Origin of the sequence: Achromobacter agilis (genome assembly GCF_900496965.1) — a bacterium.
GTDB classification, from domain to species: domain Bacteria; phylum Pseudomonadota; class Gammaproteobacteria; order Burkholderiales; family Burkholderiaceae_B; genus Achromobacter; species Achromobacter agilis.
On the sequence record NZ_UFQB01000020.1, the window covers coordinates 90,197 to 105,659 of the forward strand.

Below are 15,463 nucleotides of genomic sequence, written 5' to 3' on the forward strand. Positions count from 1 at the left end.
CGGCGGGCCAAGGCTCGAAACGTATACTGGCCCCCTTATCCATGCAGAGGAAGGGGCCAGATGACGTCCGTTTTTCGTCCGCTGCGCGCCGGCCGCGCCCTGGCGGCGGCAGCGTTCCTGTCGATGATGGCCGTGCCGGCCGCCGCGCAGGAGACAGCGGCCGCTGCTCAAGCGCAGGCGCCGCTGTCACCCTTCATGCGGCACATGGAGGCGGCCCGCGGCCAGATCCGCGACGCCTCCTGGTCCGCCGCCACCGACTCGGCGCGGGCGGCGCTGGAGGCGGCGCGCCTCAATCGCAACCGCTACGAGATTTTCGACGCCGCGGTGCTGCTGCTCAACCTGCTGCAAAAGCAAGGCCGCCACGCCGACGCCCGCAACGTCGCGGAGGCGCAGGTCGAAGACTTCGGCCGGCTCGGCGACGACGACGGGATGGCAATCATGCTGTCGCGGGCGATCGAAGCCGGCGTGGCGGCGGGGGAAGCGTCCGACGTTACCCGCCTGCAGGCCAGGCTCATCGAGCTGGCCAAGCCCTATCCCGCGCTGTGGGACGCAGGATCCGGCCAGCGCCTGCGCTATGCGCCGGCGGGCCTGTCGCTGCCGCTGGCTCAGGACGGTTGGGCGCTGCTGCGTTTCGAACCGGCGGATGCGCGTAATGGCACGGCGCGGCTGGATTACGCGCGGCGGCTGGACGAGCGCGGGCGCGTCGTCCTGCAGCTGGGCATCGGCTACCTGGAAGCGTTGCGCGGCCTGGACGGCGCGCAGCGCCAGGCGCTGCTGAAAGGCATGCAGGGCGAGCCGTACGGCGAGCAAACCGCGGCGCCCGCCGTGGCGGCGGCACTGCCGGACCTTCCCTTCAAGGGCCTGGTGCAGGCCAAGGCCGCGCTGCGTTCCGGGGGCAAGGGCAACGGCGTGATCGACGCCGAGTGGGTGGCCGCGCGCGGCGATTGGCGTTTGAAGGTGCAGGCGTCGTACCCCGAAGCAGCGCAGGCCGAGGCGCTCAAGCAGGTGCAGGCGTTGCTTGGCGCCATGTCCTGGGATCAGGAACGGCGCCTGTTCCGCGAGCAGACCATGGCCGCCCAGGCCGAGGCCATCAACGCCGAATGGGCGATGGCGGGCGACTGGGCCGCGGCTGCGAAGCTGGCGCAGGCGGCGCTGCCCGATGCGACGTTTCCGCTGGAGATTGCGCGCATGAACACCGTGATGGCCAGCGCCGCCTACGAACGCGGCGCGCTGGACGAGGCCCGCAGCCAGTACGACGCCGGGTTGGCGGCCTGGGCCTATGCCGGCAAGGCCTATCACGACGAGACCCTGTACGAGACGGCGTTGGACCGCGCCGCCGACACCGCATACCGCCAGGGCCGCGAGAGCGAGGCGGTTGCGCTGAACAAGCGCTTCATCGACTGGGTAGGCGACCGGGACCAAGCTTGGACCCTGCCGGAAGGCCGGGCCCAGCTTGAGAGCGGACGGACCGGGCAGGTCCTGCCCTTGCGCGTCGGAGACTTCCGCTTGAAGCCGATCGGCGAAAAGCGCTTTCAGTACGAGGACCTGAAAACCGGCGAGCTGCTGGGGCTTTCCGTCGAGCAGCGGGCCGGCATCGATGACGACGCGCTGGAGCGCTCCATGCGCGCCTTCATGCGGGATAAGCTGGGCCTGGAGGCCGGCGCCATGCAGGCATCCGCTTTCGTCCCGCGCGCGCGGGAAGGGGGGACGGGGCCGCTGCAGGGCAGGAAATGGGCGTTCGAGGTTGCCGCGGGCCAGGACGACGGGCGCACGCTGCGCCTGGATGGCCGGAGCCGTGGCGGCGCGCCTGCGCGCATGGTGTTCTGGATCGTGGACCGAGGCGACAGCCGGTCCATTCTGCGCGCGCCGCTGACGGCGGACAGCGACGGTAACGCCCGCATCGAACAGGTGGCGCAAGCGCTGGCCTGGTGAGCCGCGCCCGCGCTTGCGCCGGGAGGTCAGGCGCGGGGTGGCGTTTCAACTGGCGGCGTGCCGTCGTGGAACAGCGATTTCAGCTGCGTCCGCAGCGCTGGCGTGTCCGCATGCTTGTGCACCGTGGTTGCGTGCTGCACGGCGGCTTCCAGCAGTTCGCTTTCGGAGTCCGCGGCCAGCGCCACCGAGCAATTCATTTCGCTGGGATATTCGCGGCAATCGATGTATTTGCGTGTCATGAGCGTCTCCCTGCGCGCAGGCTCGCTGGGGCCTGCGCAATAGAGGATCCGACGCGCGGCGCGGGACGCCCTGGCCGATGGCGCGTCGCATCGACCGGGACGATGGGAAAAGTATAGATCCGGCGGACGCCGCTCAGAAGCTGACGCGCTGCTTCAGGGCCGCCGCGATCATGGCGATGTCGATGTCCTTGCCAGGGTGCTTCAGGCAGAAGTCGTACAGCACCGCCACATAGGCATTGCCCAGCAGTTTGGTGATGGCGCCGGCGGTGGTGGCGGCGATGGTTCCGCCCACGGCGCTGCCTGCGCCGGGGATGAATTTCAGGAGGCCGGAGACGACCGAACGCCCGATCAGCGTGGCGGCGGACGCGCCCAGCGTGGAGGTCACCAGCGTGGTGATCGCGGCGGTGTCCAGTTCCATGCCGAAGGTGATGCCGATCTTGGCGATCATGCCGACCTGGATGGGCACCAGCGCAAACGCGTCCGAGAACGGAATGGGGGCGGCGGCAGCCGACGCGGCCAGCCCGGCGGCTACGTTGACTTCTATCTCAGCCCGCTTTTTTTTTACTTCCAGGGCCTTTTTGTTGCGGGTGGACAGGGCGTTGGCGTACGCCCGCTGCTGCGACTCGGGGATATGCAGCGCCGTGACTTCGATGAGCTTGTCCAGGCCCATGGGCGGCAGTTCGGCGTCCAGTTCCTCGATCCATTCCGGCAGCGCGCGCACCGCCACCACCTGTTTGGCGCGCGGCAGTAGCTTGCGCGCCTCGTCCGCGAAGGCGCTGTTCTTGCGCGCCTTGGTCAGCACCGCCACCACCGGGATGCCGGCGTTGGACAGCATGTCGCACAGTTCGATCTCCGCGTCTTCGACGCGATGGCTGCTGTCCTGGATGCAGAGCCAAGCCACGTGCAGATGCCTGTCCTGGTCGTCGGACGCGGAACGTTCCTGGATCAGGTCGGCCAGCTGCCGGCGCGAGCGCTCGTAGTCGCCGACTTCAAGGCCGCGGGTATCGATGATGGTGAGCGGGTGTCCGGCTTTGGTGAATTCCTGGGTGGACTGCGTGACCGGCTTGCCCGCGCCGGTCTTGGCCAGGTCGCCGCGGAACACGGCGTTGATCAGCGTGCTTTTACCCACGCCGGTCTTGCCCGCGACCAGGATGTTCACGCGGCCCGCACCGCGCGTCGCGGTGCTGATGGCGTCCGCGATCGCGTCCTGCAACTGCAGAGGGTCGTTGCGGGGCGTGCTCATGAGATGTGTGCGTAGGAGGGCATGGGGACGATTCTAGCCAGAAATGCGCGGGGCAAAGGCACGGCCGCGAGGGTCAGGCCCCGCCGGGCACGCCGTAGAGATGGGCGGAATCGGGAAACGTCCGCGCCTTCACTTCCGTGGCATAGCCCTGCGCTGCCTGCTGGATGCGGCCGGCAAGGTCGTCGTAGCGTTTCACGAAGCGCGCTGTGCGGTCGAACATGCCCAGCATGTCGTCCACTACCAGCACCTGGCCGTCGCAGCGGGCGGATGCGCCGATGCCGATGGTCGGGCAGGCGACGGCGTCCGTGATCGACGCGGCCAGGGGCTCGACGACGCCTTCGATAACCAGCGAGAACGCGCCGGCGTCCGCCACCGCGGCCGCGTCGGCGGCGATGCGGGCGTATTCCGCCTCGCCCCGGCCGCGCGCGCCGTACCCGCCAAGGATATTGACGGCCTGCGGGGTCAGGCCCACATGGCCCATGACCGGGATGCCGCGGGCCGACAGGTAGGCGACCGTCGGCGCCATGCTTTGCCCGCCTTCCAGTTTGACCGCGCCCGCGCCGGTTTCCTTCATGACGCGCGCGGCCGAGCGGAAGGCCTGTTCGGGGCTTTCCTCGTAGCTGCCGAAGGGCATGTCCACGACGATCAGCGCGCGCCGCGAGCCGCGCACCACGGCGGCGCCGTGCGCGATCATCATGTCCAGCGTGACCGGCACGGTGGACGGCAGGCCGTAGATGGTCTGCGCCAGGCTGTCGCCCACGAGCAAGGCGTCGCAGTGCGGGTCCAGCAGTTCTGCCATGCGCGCCGTGTAGGCGGTGAGCATCACCAGCGGCTCCTGGCGCTTGCGGGCCCGGAACGCGGGGACGCTCGTCCGGGGCGTGCTGGCGGTAGCCGCGGCAGCGGCCAGGGTGGCGGTCGTAGACATCGAATTCCTCTTCTATCCAGGGTTCCAGGGCTTGCGCCGGAGCCGGGGCGCGCATGCGCGCCGGACCCGTGCCCCTCCAGGTGCGCGCCCCTCGGGGCCGCCTCGCCGGTACCCGCATCGTAGCGGAACGCCGGCGGCCCCAGGCCGCCGTCAAAGCGTGCCAGGGTGGGAAACGAAAGCTAATCTTTGCGGCAAAACGTAATCGAAGGTGTTGCGGCAGCCATGCCGGGGTGGCGCCTTGATGGTGTATCTGGGCCGGTATGCAGGCACCCCATCGGGCATGCCGTGCGCTATGGGAAGGGTTGCCCGCAAGGCGCGCCCGCCAACGGCGCCGCGATTTTCCACACAATTTGGGGACACGTTATTGCGGGCGTGAAAGCGTTACATCTCAATGGTTTCATTCGCGTTTGCGCGGGGCTGGCTGCGTAGAATTTGCCGCTCGTCAAGTTCTTTGCGGCATACACGCAACATTGTTCATGCCTAATTTTGGGCTCATTCCCCGCTTGCTGCGTTCGCGCCCGTTGACCAAGGGCCTGCGCTATTTTTATCGCTACACGCGGCCCCAGGCGTATCGGCACAATGAAACGCTGTGGCCTTTCGTGAAGGTGCGGCGCGATGCGGGCGGGCGGCTGGCCGGATGCGAACTCCGCGGCGTGCGTGGCCCGGCCACGACGCCGCTCGAGCAGCTGGCGCGCGCCATTGACGGCGATGCGCACCTGATCCTCAGCGGCCCCTCGGTGGCCCAGATCGATTACGCGCGCTGCCGGCTGGGCGCGGTGATGGGCGTCAACGGCTCTATCGCGTTGCGGCGCCAGCGGCCCTCGCTGTGTTTCGATTACTACGCGATGCTGGACGCCGGCTTCGTCAAGCGTCGCCGCGACCTGGTGGCGGAGGTGCTGGCGCAGGACCTGACGCTGTTCGTCACGCCCGAGGTCTACCGCTGGATCGCGTTCCTGTTCGACAGCCAGGCCGTGCGCTGCCGTATCGCCTTGTTCGAAGAAGTGCACCAGCGCGCCTTACGGCCGCGGGCGCGCCCTGAAGAGTTGGAGGCCCAATTGGCCACGGACCCCGGGCTGGTGCTGTTCGACGCGCGCCACCCCGTGCACGCGCACGGCTTCAGCCTGGATCCGCCGCGTGGCCTGTTCGGCGGCGGGACCGTGGCCTACACGTCCTTGCAACTGCTGGCGTGGCTGGGCGCGAAAACCGTTTACCTGCACGGCCTGGACCTGACGGCCGCCGCGGGGCCCCGATTCTATGAAAGCGCGGCGTCGCAATTGCCGACCGCGCTGGACAGGCAGTTTTCGGGACACATCGAACCCGCATTCCGGCAAGCCGGGAGGCTGCTTAGCGCACGCGGGGTCAAGGTCTACAACCTGTCTCCCGCCAGCCGGCTGGGCGGCGACGTGTTCGAAAAACGCCATTGGAGCTGCCTGCTGTCGCGGGAGGCGGATCCGCAAACGATTGTGGAAGTGAACCCATGAAAATTCTTTACACCAATTTCCATCAAGGCGATGGCGGCGGCCACACGACCTATGTGATGTCGCTGGCGCGCATTCTCTGCCACAAGTCGCAGGTGACCGTCGCCGCGCCCGCGAGCAGCCGTCTCCTGGCGGAAGCGGGCGCTCTGCCAGGCGTGCGCACGATCCCGCTGGAGTTCAAGGGCCGGCCGCTGGAACAGCTCCGCGCGCTGCGCCGCCTGCGGGCCCTGCTGCGCGACGAGCAGTTCGACGTGGTCCACGTCAATGGTTCGGCGGATCACCGGTTGTGCATGCTGGCGACCATGGGCATGGGCGCCCGGCGCCCGTTCATCGTCTATACGCAGCATACGGACCGCAGCGCGACGAGCCTGGGCGCGCGCGTGCGCGCCAAGTGGGGCACGAATCGCGTCATCTGCGTGTGCAGCCACACGTTTCGCCGCATGAAGCAATCCGTGTTCCGCAACGAAGACCTGCGGGTGGTGCACAACGGCGTCGATACGGAAAAATGCCGCCCCGCCACGCGCGGCCAGGCGGCCCTGGCGCGCGACAGCCTGCTGCCCGAGGGCATGCAGGGCAGGCTCGTCATCGGCAGCAACGCCGGGACCGCGGTGTACAAGAACTGGCTGGACATGGTGGCGGCCGTGGCGCAGTTGCCGGCGCAGCAGCGCCGGCAGGTGGTGATCCTGATCGCCGGCAAGCTGCCGGATGCCGAACAGATGCAGCGCGTCGCCGAGCTGGGCATGTCCGACCAGGTGGTGTTCACGGGTCTGCTGGGCGATGTGCGGCCATTCCTGTCCGCGCTGGACGTGGGCTTCGTGCTGTCGTCGAAACTGGAGACGATTTCGTTCGCGTGCCGCGAAATGATGGCCGCCGGCAAGCCGGTGATCGTCAGCGAGGTGGGCGGGCTGACCGAGAACGTCACCGACGGCCGCGATGGCTGGGTGGTGCCCCCGGCGTCGGTGGACAGCGTGGTCCAGGCCCTGTCGAAGATCCTGGCGAACCCGGACGTCCTGGGCAGGATGGGCGAAGAGGCGCGCAGCACGGCGTTGAAGGAGTTCTCGCTGGCGGCGTTCGTCGGCAAGACCGAAAGCGTCTACCGCGAAGGACACGCGCAGCAGCCCTACCGCCTGCGGCTGACGTCCTGACGCGGCGGCGGGGCCTCTCCGACCCGGCGCCGCCGCTTCGGGCCGCTACTCGCTGTACGTCTTCGTGCTGTACAGGCTGACAGGCAGCAGGTTCAGCACCGGCAGGCCGCTGACGGCGTCCTTGGCCTGCTTGTCGATGTAGGCCTGCAGGACGTCGGCGTCCAGCACCCCGATGTCCTGCCGGCGGTCGGCGGGAACATTGGCCAGGGTCTTGTAGCCGTCGCCGCCGGTGGCATTGAAGCTCAGGACGAAGAGCCGGTAGCGGCGGCTGGCATCCAGTGGCAGCCAGTTGCCGCTGGCCTGGTCCAGCACCTCGATGCCCGACACGCGGCTACCTTGCGGCTGGGCGGCGTTCACGTCCCAGCGCAACCCGCCCGCGTAGGGATACGGGCCGGTCGAACCGCCGGGTCCGTAGACGGCCTGCATGCCATCCTCCAGCATGTCCTTGACCTCGGCGCCGGTGACTTCCAGGCGCCAGAGCATGTTGCCGAAGGGAACCACTTCGATCACGTTGGCCGCGGTCACGTTGCCCAGCAGCGGCACACGCACGCCGCCGCCGCTTTGCAGGGAGATGTCCGCGCCGCCGTAATTGGCGTTGGCCACGTCCAGGTAGGCCTGGGCGACGAGCTGCTGGATGTCGCCGCCGTGCAGGCTGACATTGCCCGGGGTGTTGCAGGCGGCGCTGGAGCGGCTGTAGTCGCGAGATCCGGGGCCGCCCGGCACGCGGCGGGAGCACAGTTCCTGCGGGACGGACGCAACCACGCTGGCGCTGAAGGTGTCGACCTTGGCCTTGAACGGCTGCAGCACGGCCGTGGCCTGGGCGTTGGGCTCCTGCACGCGCAGGAAGCCGCTGGCCTGAACGTCCGCCAGGATCGCTGCTTCATCGGCGGCGGCCGGCGGGGCGCCCGCGACGCTGAGCGCTCCGCCCATCAGCACGTGCGGCGTGCCGGCGCAGGCCGTGACGTCGCCATTCGCGTCGAAGCTCACTTTCAGTTCGCCGACCACCTGCGAGTACTCCCAGGCCTGCACCAGGCAGACGCGCTTGCCGTCCTTGTCCTGGAGCACGGTGGGGTAGGCGCCGGCGGGCGAACCCACGCCATAGTCCGCCATGGCGTCGGGACCCAGCAGGGTGTGGGAATCCCCGCCCACGACCACGTCCACGCCGCTCAGGCGCGCGATGACCTGCCTGTCGTAGTCATAGCCGATGTGGCTCATCACGACGATCTTGTTCACGCCCTGCGCGCGCAGGGCGTCGATCTGCTGTTGCGCGGCGGCGGTCTCGTCCGAGAACAGCGTGCCGGGGTCCGGGCTGGAGGACTGCTGGGTCTTGTTGGCGATGGTCAGGCCGACGAGCCCGATCGGCTGGCCGTCCCGCTGCAGCACCACGGAAGGCTGGACCATGCCGGGCGCGCGCGAGGGGTTCAGCGGCGAGTCGGCGCCGAAAGCGACGTTGGCGCTTAGCACGGGCGTCTGGCAAGTGCCCGAATGTAGCAGCTCGATGAACCGTTTCAGGCCGCCGTCGCCTTTATCGAACTCGTGGTTGCCCAGCGTCATCGCGTCGAAGCACACGGTGTTCATCAGCGCGGCGTCGGCTTCGCCGGGCTCGCCCGCGCGGTTGAAGTAGAGGGTGCCGGTGGTAGCGTCGCCCGCGTGCAGCTTGAGCACGTTGGCCGATTGCGCGGCCAGGGCGCCGATCGCGCCGGTCACGCGGGGAAAGCCGCCGGCGTCCACGCTCACGGCCAACGGCGCGCCACTGGCGGCCTTGAGCGTCAGGGTTTTCTTCTTGCTGTCCAGGTTGGAGTGATGATCGTTGATGTGCAGGATCGTCAGTTCCATCGGACGGGCCGGCGCCGGCTGTTCCGGCGCCGGCTGCTGGGGCTGCTCGGGCGCGGGGCTGACCGGTGTGTCGTCGTCATCGCTGCCGCCGCAGCCGGCCAACAGCGCCAGCGCGCTCAGCATCGCCGCGCCTGCGTTCCTCTTCCACGTGCTCATTCGCGTGTATCCCTCTGTTATTGGAGGACGAATGGTCGCGGGTCAAGATGACGCGGAAATGAATGACAGGATTGTCATTCGCGCGGAAGACGGGTCGCGCGATTGTCATGAAACGCCAGGGGCCCGGCGCGATGCGCGCCGGGCCCCTGGACTCGCCCGCGTTCAGCGGGGGGCTGCGGCTCAGTAGTGGATCACCGTGCGGATCGACTTGCCGTCATGCATCAGGTCGAAGGCTTCGTTGATGCGCTCCAGCGGCAGGGTGTGCGTCACGAACGGGTCGAGGTCGATCTTGCCGCTCATGGCGTCTTCCACCATGCCCGGCAATTGCGTGCGGCCCTTGACGCCGCCGAAGGCGGAACCGCGCCAGACGCGGCCCGTGACCAGCTGGAACGGCCGGGTGCTGATCTCCTGCCCCGCGCCCGCCACGCCGATGATGACGCTTTCGCCCCAACCCTTGTGGCAGCATTCCAGCGCGGCGCGCATGACGTGCACATTGCCGATGCATTCGAACGAGAAGTCCACGCCGCCGTCGGTCATTTCGACGATGACGTCCTGGATCGGCTTGTCGTGGTCCTTGGGGTTGATGCAGTCGGTGGCGCCCATGGCGCTGGCCAGCACGAACTTGTTGGGGTTGGTGTCCACGGCGATGATGCGGCCGGCCTTGGCTTGCACGGCGCCCTGGATCACGGCCAGGCCGATGCCGCCCAGGCCGAACACGGCGACGGTATCGCCTTCCTTGACCTTGGCGGTGTTGTGCACGGCACCCAGGCCCGTGGTGACGCCGCAGCCCAGCAGGCACACCTTTTCGTGGGGGGCGGCCGGGTTGATCTTGGCCAGCGAGATTTCGTTGACGACGGTGTACTCGCTGAACGTCGAGCAGCCCATGTAGTGGTACAGCGGCTTGCCTTCGTAGCTGAAGCGCGAGGTGCCGTCCGGCATGACGCCCTTGCCCTGCGTGGCGCGCACCTTCTGGCACAGGTTGGTCTTGCCGGACAGGCAGAACTTGCACTCGCGACATTCCGCGGTGTAGAGCGGAATGACGTGGTCGCCCGGCTTCAGCGACGTCACGCCTTCGCCGACCTCGACCACGACGCCGGCGCCTTCATGGCCCAGCACGGCCGGGAACAGGCCTTCCGGATCGTCGCCGCTGAGGGTGAAGGCATCCGTGTGGCAGACACCGGTGTGCGTGATCTGTACCAGCACTTCGCCGCGCTGCGGGGGCGCGACGTCGATTTCAACGATTTCCAGCGGCTTGCCGGGTCCGAATGCGACTGCTGCGCGTGATTTCATAGCTTTGCTCCACGAGTGTCAGGTGGCGTTACTTCAAATAGGAACGGACGATGCGCATCAGCTGTTCAACCTCGGCTTCCGGGTTGATGCTGGCGGCTTGCGGCCCGCCCTGGGCGGATTGCAGAAAGGTTTCCCGGAGATGGCTCTCGAGCACTTCGGCCATCAGGCCGGTGGCGGCGCCGCGCAAGGCGGCCAGCTGTTGCAGCAGCGCGCCGCACTCGGTGCCTTCATTGACCGCGCGCTCCAATGCTAACGCCTGCCCCTGGATACGGCGCAGGCGGGTAACCACCCTTTTTTTCTCTTCCGGCGAGTGCGGCACGGCAGGCTCCGAAAAACATACAGGGGGGGAGTATAAGAAATCCGGCGCGCGCCGTCCACTTTCCTGCAAAAATCCACGCCTTATCTGTACCTGTCTATACTTAAAATTCTTCGTTTCCGCCGACTCGCGGCCAATTACAGGATCTCCCGTGGCCTCTTCCCCTCCGAAATTGCCCGTTCAGACCAATGCCTTGCCCGCTCCGCTCTATGCCCAGGTCAAGCAGATGATCGCGCAGCAGATCCGCACCGGTGCCTGGCCGGCGCACTATCGCGTGCCGTCGGAAAGCGAACTGGTCGATGAGCTGGGTTTCAGCCGCATGACGATCAACCGCGCGCTGCGCGAGCTGACCGCCGAAGGGCTGCTGGTGCGCATGCAGGGCGTGGGCACGTTTGTCGCACAGCCCAAGGCGCGGTCGGCGCTGTTTGCCGTCAACAACATCGCGGACGAGATCGCGGCCCGCAATCACCGCCACCACAGCCGCGTTGTGCGCCTGGCCGAAGAGCCGGCCGGCGCGGAGCAGGCGCAGGCGCTGGAGATCCGCGCCGGGCAGCCGGTGTTCCACTCGGTCATCGTCCACTTCGAGGACGACGTGCCGATCCAACTGGAAGACCGCTATGTCAACGTGAAACTGGCGCCCGACTATCTCCAGCAGGATTTTGCGCGCAGCACGCCGTACGAGTACCTGACGCGCGTCGCGCCGCTGAGCGAGGGCGAACACGTCGTCGAGGCCATTCTGGCCAAACCGCGCGAATGCCAGCTGTTGCAGATCGAGCGCGAGGAGCCTTGCCTGCTGATCCGCCGCCGCACGTGGTCGGGGGAACGTGTCGTTACGCTGGCCCGCTTGATCCACCCCGGCTCGCGCCACCGTCTGGAAGGGAAATTCACCACATGATTCACCGCGACGTCCGGCTGTACCGTGCGGCCGATTATCCCCGCATGCCGTGGCGCAACGGCGGAGGCACCACACAGGAAGTCGCCTGCAATCCTGGCGGCAGCAGCGCCGCGTTCGACTGGCGGCTGTCCATCGCGGAGGTGGCCCAGGATGGCGGATTCTCCACGTTTTCGGGGTATCAGCGCATCATCACCGTGCTGGAAGGGCAAGGTATCCAGCTCACCGTGGACGGACGCGAGCAGCCACCGCTGGCCCCGCGCCAGGCGTATGCGTTTTCCGGCGATGCGCCGGTCCATTGCCGCCTGGCGGGCGGCCCGATCCGGGACTTCAACCTGATCTACGCGCCGGCACGCTATGCGGCCCGATTTCAATGGGCGGCCGGGGCCGGCCCGTGGGCCTTCCACAGCGCCGCGCGCACGGTGCTGGTCCTGAACGCGGGCAGCGCCCTGACGGTATGGGCGAATGGCGTGGCGCATGACCTGCCCGGGCAGTACGACTGCCTGCATCTCGAAGAACGGGGCGGCCTCGCCGAGTACCGCCTGGATGGCGCGGGCGCGCTGGACGCCTGCGTGATCGAGCTCTCTCCCCGCGCGGGCTAACCCGCCCGCCGCGGCCCTCCGGCCGCGGCAATCCCCTGCATTCCCTTGCGGCCCGCGATCACCGGGCCGTCTGCCGTTGCGGCGCCATTCTTGAGGGAAATCCCTTAGCGAAATTTGGTTTTACTATCTTGTATATACAAGCATAGGAGACCTATGATTCGGACAAGCGCCGCGCATTTCGCATGCCCGCGGAAGAACCGATCAAGGAGACTGTCTTGGACCAACCGACCCGATATCGTGATGTCGTCATCCGCGCGCCGCGCGGCAACCAACTGACCGCCAAGAACTGGCTGACGGAAGCCCCCTTGCGCATGCTGATGAACAATCTGGATCCGGACGTGGCGGAGAACCCCAAGGAACTGGTGGTGTACGGCGGCATCGGCCGCGCCGCCCGCAACTGGGAGTGCTACGAGAAGATCGTCGAGACCCTCAAGGAACTGAACAGCGACGAAACCCTGCTGGTGCAATCGGGCAAGCCGGTAGGCGTATTCAAGACCCACGCCAACGCGCCGCGCGTGCTGATCGCGAACTCCAACCTGGTGCCCAACTGGGCCAACTGGGAACACTTCAACGAATTGGACGCCAAGGGCCTGGCGATGTACGGCCAGATGACTGCCGGCAGCTGGATCTACATCGGCAGCCAGGGCATCGTGCAAGGCACCTACGAGACCTTTGTCGAGGCGGGGCGTCAGCACTATGGCGGCGACCTCAAGGGCCGCTGGGTGCTGACGGCCGGCCTGGGGGGCATGGGCGGAGCCCAGCCGCTGGCGGCCACGATGGCGGGCGCCTCGTCCCTGAATATCGAATGCCAGCAAAGCCGGATCGACTTCCGCCTGCGCACCCGCTACGTCGATGAGCAGGCCGCGGACCTGGACGACGCGCTGGCGCGCATCGCCAAGTACACGGGGGAAGGCCGCGCGGTCTCCATCGCGCTGTGCGCCAACGCGGCCGACATCCTGCCCGAACTGGTGCGCCGGGGTGTCAAACCGGACATGGTCACCGACCAGACCAGCGCGCACGATCCGCTGAACGGATACCTGCCTGCCGGCTGGACCTGGGACGACTATCGCGCCCGCGCGCAGCGCGAGCCCGCCGCCGTCGTCAAGGCCGCCAAGCAGTCGATGGCGGTCCATGTGCGGGCCATGCTGGCCTTCAAGCGCCAGGGCATCCCCACGTTCGACTACGGCAACAACATCCGCCAGATGGCCAAGGAAGAAGGAGTGAGCGACGCCTTCGATTTCCCGGGCTTCGTGCCGGCCTACATCCGGCCGCTGTTCTGCCGCGGCGTAGGGCCGTTCCGTTGGGCCGCGCTGTCCGGCGACCCGCAAGACATCTACAAGACGGACGCCAAGGTCAAGGAGCTGATCCCCGGCGATGCGCACCTGCATCACTGGCTGAGCATGGCGCGCGAACGCATCAGTTTCCAGGGCCTGCCGGCGCGCATCTGCTGGGTGGGCCTGGGTGAGCGCGCCAAGCTGGGCCTGGCCTTCAACGAAATGGTGCGCACGGGCGAACTGTCGGCCCCGATCGTCATCGGGCGCGACCACCTGGATTCCGGTTCGGTCGCCAGTCCCAACCGCGAAACCGAATCCATGCGCGACGGCTCGGACGCGGTCTCCGATTGGCCTCTGCTCAATGCATTGCTGAATACCGCCAGCGGCGCGACCTGGGTTTCGCTGCATCACGGGGGCGGGGTCGGCATGGGTTTTTCGCAGCACTCGGGGATGGTGATCGTGTGCGACGGCACGGACGAGGCCGCCGAGCGCATCGCCCGCGTGCTGACCAATGATCCGGGCACGGGCGTCATGCGCCATGCGGATGCCGGATACGACATCGCAATCGAATGCGCCAAGGAACAAGGCCTGAATCTTCCCATGGTCACGGGTTCGCGCTGAGCGGGCGCGCAACACCATTTCGCTAACCGGGGCGGGGGCGGCCGCAAGCCGCGATCCCCGCGCCAATTTCGGGGCAATGCAATGGCTTTGGGCAACGAGACGGGGTCCGCGCCGCTTCTGGAGCGGCGTTCCATTGACCACATTCCTGAATCTGAACGGCACGGCAAGCTCTACAGCCAGTTCACGCTGTGGATGGGCGCCAATCTGCAAATCACCGCCATCGTTACCGGTGCGCTCGCAGTGGTGCTGGGCGGCGACGTGTTCTGGTCGCTGATCGGCCTGTTCATCGGCCAGGTGCTGGGCGGCGCCGTGATGGCGCTGCACGCGGTGCAAGGCCCCAGGCTGGGGCTGCCGCAGATGATATCCAGCCGCGTGCAGTTCGGCGTGTACGGGGCGGCGATTCCCATCGTGCTCGTGTGCCTGATGTACCTGGGCTTCACCGCCACGGGCACGGTGCTGTCGGGGCAGGCGCTGGGCCAGCTGTTCGGCGTCAGCGACACCGCCGGCATCCTGATTTTCGCGGCCGTCATCATCCTGGCCACGCTGTTCGGCTACCGGGTGATCCACATCATCGGCCGGGCCGCGACGGTGCTGGGAATTATCGCGTTCGTCTATCTGTTCAGCCGCGTGATCGCGGTGGGCGACGTCGCCCAGCTCCTGCAGATCCGGCATTTCAGCTGGAGCTCGTTCCTGCTGGCGGTGTCGCTGGCGGCTTCGTGGCAGATCGCCTATGGCCCCTATGTGGCCGACTACTCGCGCTACCTGCCCAGTTCGACGTCGCCGGTGAAGACGTTCCTGGCGGTGGGGCTGGGATCGGTCATCGGCGCGCAGATCGCGATGGTGCTGGGCGTGCTGGCCGCCGCGATGTCCGCCGGCCAGTTCGCGGGCCGCGAGGTGGCGTACATCGTCGGCCTGGGCGGCACGGGGACGATGGCGGCGCTGCTGTACTTCAGCATCGCGTTCGGCAAGGTCACGATCTCCACGCTGAACTCCTACGGCAGCTTCATGTGCATCGCAACCGTCATCAGCGGTTTTCGCGGTTCGGTCGAGATCACGCGCTGGCAGCGCGCGGCGGCCGTGGTGCTGATCGTGGGCGTGGCGACGGCCGTGGCCTTGGTGGGCCAGCATTCCTTCCTGAACGCCTTCAAGTCCTTCATCCTGTTCCTGCTCGCATTCTTCACTCCGTGGAGCGCGGTCAATCTGGTGGATTACTACTTCGTCAGCCGTGAACGCTACGACGTGCCCGCGCTGTCGGACCCGGACGGGCGTTATGGCCGCTGGAACCTGCCCGGCATCCTGGTCTATACGTTCGGCGTGCTGGTGCAGATGCCCTTCATTTCGACCAAGCTTTACACGGGACCGATGGTGGAGCGCCTGGGCGGCGTGGATATTTCATGGATCATCGGATTGATCGTTCCGAGCATCCTCTACTACCTGTTTGCCCGCCGCGACGCTAGGCCCGGGGTCCGCAAGCCTGCGCACAAGACCGCTTGAAAAAGAATGGCATGACGCCG

General features: G+C 67.4%; 13 protein-coding genes. 7 read left to right on the forward strand and 6 right to left on the reverse strand.

The window, feature by feature from the left end; translation table 11 throughout:
- Positions 1-60 precede the first annotated feature (60 nt).
- Complete coding sequence (locus AGI3411_RS21365) at positions 61-1,932, forward strand: hypothetical protein (protein WP_129529334.1); 1,872 nt, start codon at positions 61-63, stop codon at positions 1,930-1,932.
- Positions 1,933-1,958: 26 nt separating this feature from the next.
- On the opposite strand, the gene AGI3411_RS21370 is transcribed toward AGI3411_RS21365, so the two are convergent.
- From AGI3411_RS21370 to panB, 3 genes are all read right to left on the reverse strand, one after another.
- Positions 1,959-2,171, reverse strand: a complete 213-nt coding sequence (locus AGI3411_RS21370; RefSeq protein ID WP_129529335.1) for a DUF1059 domain-containing protein — start codon at positions 2,169-2,171, stop codon at positions 1,959-1,961.
- A gap of 133 nt (positions 2,172-2,304) precedes the next feature.
- Complete coding sequence (locus tag AGI3411_RS21375; RefSeq protein ID WP_129529336.1) at positions 2,305-3,414, reverse strand: YcjF family protein; 1,110 nt, start codon at positions 3,412-3,414, stop codon at positions 2,305-2,307.
- 73 nt (positions 3,415-3,487) lie between these two features.
- On the reverse strand, positions 3,488-4,339 hold the full coding sequence (gene panB / locus AGI3411_RS21380; RefSeq protein ID WP_129529337.1) for a 3-methyl-2-oxobutanoate hydroxymethyltransferase: 852 nt from the start codon (positions 4,337-4,339) through the stop codon (positions 3,488-3,490).
- Between the two features lie 476 nt (positions 4,340-4,815).
- On the opposite strand from panB, the gene AGI3411_RS21385 reads away from it, so the two are divergent.
- On the forward strand, positions 4,816-5,820 hold the full coding sequence (locus tag AGI3411_RS21385; protein ID WP_129529338.1) for a hypothetical protein: 1,005 nt from the start codon (positions 4,816-4,818) through the stop codon (positions 5,818-5,820).
- Complete coding sequence (locus AGI3411_RS21390; RefSeq protein ID WP_129529339.1) at positions 5,817-6,962, forward strand: glycosyltransferase family 4 protein; 1,146 nt, start codon at positions 5,817-5,819, stop codon at positions 6,960-6,962. The genes AGI3411_RS21385 and AGI3411_RS21390 overlap by 4 nt, the downstream gene beginning before the upstream one ends.
- Positions 6,963-7,007: 45 nt before the next feature.
- On the opposite strand, the gene AGI3411_RS21395 is transcribed toward AGI3411_RS21390, so the two are convergent.
- From AGI3411_RS21395 to AGI3411_RS21405, 3 genes are all read right to left on the reverse strand, one after another.
- A complete protein-coding gene (locus AGI3411_RS21395) occupies positions 7,008-8,954 on the reverse strand; it encodes a bifunctional metallophosphatase/5'-nucleotidase (RefSeq protein WP_129529340.1) in 1,947 nt (648 codons plus the stop codon).
- A gap of 180 nt (positions 8,955-9,134) precedes the next feature.
- On the reverse strand, positions 9,135-10,244 hold the full coding sequence (locus tag AGI3411_RS21400) for an S-(hydroxymethyl)glutathione dehydrogenase/class III alcohol dehydrogenase (RefSeq protein ID WP_129529341.1): 1,110 nt from the start codon (positions 10,242-10,244) through the stop codon (positions 9,135-9,137).
- Between the two features lie 28 nt (positions 10,245-10,272).
- Positions 10,273-10,563, reverse strand: coding sequence for a metal/formaldehyde-sensitive transcriptional repressor (locus tag AGI3411_RS21405; protein WP_129529342.1), 291 nt, complete (start codon positions 10,561-10,563; stop codon positions 10,273-10,275).
- 148 nt (positions 10,564-10,711) lie between these two features.
- On the opposite strand from AGI3411_RS21405, the gene hutC reads away from it, so the two are divergent.
- From hutC to AGI3411_RS21425, 4 genes are all read left to right on the forward strand, one after another.
- Positions 10,712-11,455 carry a histidine utilization repressor gene (gene hutC / locus AGI3411_RS21410; RefSeq protein WP_279638353.1) on the forward strand — a complete coding sequence of 248 codons (744 nt, stop codon included), beginning with the start codon at positions 10,712-10,714 and terminating at the stop codon, positions 11,453-11,455.
- Complete coding sequence (locus AGI3411_RS21415) at positions 11,452-12,054, forward strand: HutD/Ves family protein (RefSeq protein WP_129529343.1); 603 nt, start codon at positions 11,452-11,454, stop codon at positions 12,052-12,054. Before hutC ends, AGI3411_RS21415 begins: the two co-directional genes overlap by 4 nt.
- Positions 12,055-12,236: 182 nt before the next feature.
- Positions 12,237-13,949: a urocanate hydratase gene (gene hutU, locus AGI3411_RS21420; protein ID WP_425265363.1), complete on the forward strand. Its 1,713-nt coding sequence runs from the start codon at positions 12,237-12,239 to the stop codon at positions 13,947-13,949.
- A gap of 81 nt (positions 13,950-14,030) precedes the next feature.
- Positions 14,031-15,443 (forward strand): purine-cytosine permease family protein, encoded by a 1,413-nt coding sequence (locus AGI3411_RS21425; protein WP_129529345.1) that lies wholly within the window; start codon positions 14,031-14,033, stop codon positions 15,441-15,443.
- Positions 15,444-15,463 lie beyond the last annotated feature (20 nt).

What these genes read in the sequence shown, in the direction of transcription:
- AGI3411_RS21395 (WP_129529340.1), bottom strand. Translation starts at nt 8,954, where the DNA reads ATGAGCACGTGGAAGAGGAACGCAGGCGCGGCGATGCTGAGCGCGCTG.
- AGI3411_RS21400 (WP_129529341.1), bottom strand. Translation starts at nt 10,244, where the DNA reads ATGAAATCACGCGCAGCAGTCGCATTCGGACCCGGCAAGCCGCTGGAA.
- hutU (WP_425265363.1), top strand. Translation starts at nt 12,237, where the DNA reads ATGCCCGCGGAAGAACCGATCAAGGAGACTGTCTTGGACCAACCGACC.
- AGI3411_RS21390 (WP_129529339.1), top strand. Translation starts at nt 5,817, where the DNA reads ATGAAAATTCTTTACACCAATTTCCATCAAGGCGATGGCGGCGGCCAC.
- AGI3411_RS21385 (WP_129529338.1), top strand. Translation starts at nt 4,816, where the DNA reads ATGCCTAATTTTGGGCTCATTCCCCGCTTGCTGCGTTCGCGCCCGTTG.
- AGI3411_RS21425 (WP_129529345.1), top strand. Translation starts at nt 14,031, where the DNA reads ATGGCTTTGGGCAACGAGACGGGGTCCGCGCCGCTTCTGGAGCGGCGT.
- panB (WP_129529337.1), bottom strand. Translation starts at nt 4,339, where the DNA reads ATGTCTACGACCGCCACCCTGGCCGCTGCCGCGGCTACCGCCAGCACG.
- AGI3411_RS21415 (WP_129529343.1), top strand. Translation starts at nt 11,452, where the DNA reads ATGATTCACCGCGACGTCCGGCTGTACCGTGCGGCCGATTATCCCCGC.
- AGI3411_RS21375 (WP_129529336.1), bottom strand. Translation starts at nt 3,414, where the DNA reads ATGAGCACGCCCCGCAACGACCCTCTGCAGTTGCAGGACGCGATCGCG.
- AGI3411_RS21365 (WP_129529334.1), top strand. Translation starts at nt 61, where the DNA reads ATGACGTCCGTTTTTCGTCCGCTGCGCGCCGGCCGCGCCCTGGCGGCG.
- AGI3411_RS21370 (WP_129529335.1), bottom strand. Translation starts at nt 2,171, where the DNA reads ATGACACGCAAATACATCGATTGCCGCGAATATCCCAGCGAAATGAAT.